General features: G+C 72.3%; 3 protein-coding genes. All 3 read left to right on the plus strand.

What is annotated here, in order from left to right; all coding sequences use genetic code 11:
- A partial coding sequence (locus H5J30_RS27050) for a phosphopantothenoylcysteine decarboxylase domain-containing protein (RefSeq protein WP_309505644.1) occupies nt 1–489 on the plus strand: 489 nt, incomplete at its 5' end.
- Between the two features lie 217 nt (nt 490–706).
- The gene (gene metK / locus H5J30_RS27055) at nt 707–1,918 is read left to right on the plus strand and encodes a methionine adenosyltransferase (protein WP_181789943.1); all 1,212 of its coding nucleotides are present in this window, start codon (nt 707–709) and stop codon (nt 1,916–1,918) included.
- Between the two features lie 98 nt (nt 1,919–2,016).
- A partial coding sequence (locus H5J30_RS27060; RefSeq protein WP_508470798.1) for a primosomal protein N' family DNA-binding protein occupies nt 2,017–2,487 on the plus strand: 471 nt, incomplete at its 3' end.

Here is a 2,487-nt window from a genome sequence, read left to right on the forward strand (position 1 = left end):
CTGCCCGACCCGGCGGGCGCCGACATCGTCCGCGTCGGCACCACCGTGGAGCTGCAGGAGGCCGTGGTGAAGGCCGCGGCCGACGCCGACGCCGTCGTCATGGCGGCCGCCGTCGCCGACTTCCGCCCCGTGACGTACGCCACCGGCAAGATCAAGAAGAAGGACGACCGCGAGCCGGAGCCGATCGGGCTCACCCGCAACCCCGACATCCTCGCGGGGATCTCCGCCGCCCGGCCGCGCACCGGGCAGGTCGTCGTCGGCTTCGCCGCCGAGACCGACGACGTGCTCGCCAACGGCCGCGCCAAGCTCGCCCGCAAGGGCTGCGACCTGCTCGTCGTCAACGAGGTGGGGGAGACCAAGGCGTTCGGCGCCGAGGGCAACGAGGCCGTGGTGCTCACCGCCGACGGGCGCGAGGTGCCCGTGCCGTTCGGGCCGAAGGAAGCGCTGGCCGACGTGGTGTGGGACCTCGTAGCGCAAAGGCTCGCCTGAGTCACCCCGGACGACACTCCGGGCAGATTATTGCTGCTTTCCGGGTGGATTCCTGCGGGAACCTGCGGTTCCCCAGGTCAACCGGCATCCAGGGACCGAGACGGGTTGTCCCCTAAGCGAGGCTCCCGGATAAAATGGCCCACGGGCCCGTCCCGGGAGCGCCCGGCCCGGGTCCGCAACCGATCAGCCAGCAGCCGCTGCAACCATGGGGAGCGATGTGTCCCGCCGTCTTTTCACTTCGGAGTCCGTTACCGAGGGCCACCCCGACAAGATCGCTGACCAGATCAGCGACGCCATCCTCGACGCCCTGCTCAAGGACGACCCGCACTCGCGAGTCGCCGTCGAGACGCTGATCACCACCGGCCAGGTGCACGTGGCCGGCGAGGTCACCACCTCCGGTTACGCGGACATCGCGACCCTCGTGCGGAACAAGATCCTGGAAATCGGCTACGACTCGTCGAAGAAGGGGTTCGACGGCGCCTCCTGCGGCGTCTCCGTCTCCATCGGCGCGCAGTCGCCGGACATCGCCCAGGGCGTGGACACGGCGTACGAGAGCCGCGTCGAGGGCTCCGGCGGCGACGACCTCGACCTCCAGGGCGCCGGCGACCAGGGCCTCATGTTCGGCTACGCCTGCGACGAGACGCCCGAGCTGATGCCGCTGCCCATCCACCTGGCGCACCGGCTGTCCGCCCGGCTCAGCGAGGTCCGCAAGAACGGGACCATCCCCTACCTGCGCCCCGACGGCAAGACGCAGGTCACCATCGAGTACAACGGCGACAAGGCGGCCCGCCTCGACACCGTCGTCGTCTCCTCCCAGCACGCCTCCGACATCGACCTCGACTCACTGCTGACGCCCGACATCCGCGAGTTCGTCGTGGAGCCGGAGCTGAAGGCCCTCCTCGACGACGGCATCAAGCTGGACACCGAGGGCTACCGCCTGCTGGTCAACCCCACCGGCCGGTTCGAGATCGGCGGCCCCATGGGCGACGCCGGGCTCACCGGGCGCAAGATCATCATCGACACCTACGGCGGCATGGCCCGGCACGGCGGCGGCGCCTTCTCCGGCAAGGACCCGTCCAAGGTCGACCGCTCCGCCGCCTACGCCACGCGCTGGGTCGCCAAGAACGTCGTGGCCGCCGGGCTCGCCTCGCGCTGCGAGGTGCAGGTGGCGTACGCGATCGGCAAGGCCGAGCCGGTCGGGCTCTTCGTCGAGACCTTCGGCACGGCCACGGTCGACGTCGAGAAGATCGAGAACGCCATCTCCGAGGTCTTCGACCTGCGCCCCGCGGCGCTCATCCGCGACCTGGACCTGCTGCGCCCGATCTACTCCCAGACCGCCGCGTACGGCCACTTCGGCCGGCCGCTGGCCGACTTCACCTGGGAGCGGACCGACCGCGTCGACGCGCTGCGCAAGGCCGCCGGCATCTGAGCGCTCACGCCGCTTCGAGCCCGCCGGACGGTCCGGGGCCCCGGACCGTCCGGCGGGCTGTCGGCCTGGGTGTCCGCGGTGTCTGGTAGGACGGAGAGGTGAGCAGCGACGACGGCCGGGAGGCGGCACCCGAGGGGGCGGAGCAGCTCGCCCTCATCCGGGAGACCGTGCGCAAGGCCAAGGGTTCCCGCGCCCTCCCGCGGACCTGGCGCGGCGCCGCGCTGGCCGAGGAGCTGCCCGTCGCCCGCGTGCTGGTCGACAAGGGCCTGCTCCACCTCGACCGCCTCTTCGACTACGCCGTGCCCGCCGCCATGGACGCCGAGGCGCGCCCCGGCGTGCGGGTGCGCGTCCGCTTCGGCGCCGGCGAGCGCGAGGGCCGCCGGGAGGGCGGCGGGCTGATCAACGGGTACGTGGTCGAGCGCCGCGCCGACAGCGACTTCCCCGGCACCCTCGCGCCCCTCGCCCAGGTCCTCTCGCCCGAGCCCGTCCTCGGGGCGCTGCTCCTGGGCCTGTGCCAGGCCGTCGCCGACCGGTACGCCGGGGCCCTCGCCGACGTCGTCCAGCTCGCG

The sequence above is a fragment of the Streptomyces phytophilus genome (genome assembly GCF_013870535.1).
Lineage (GTDB): Bacteria > Actinomycetota > Actinomycetes > Streptomycetales > Streptomycetaceae > Streptomyces > Streptomyces phytophilus.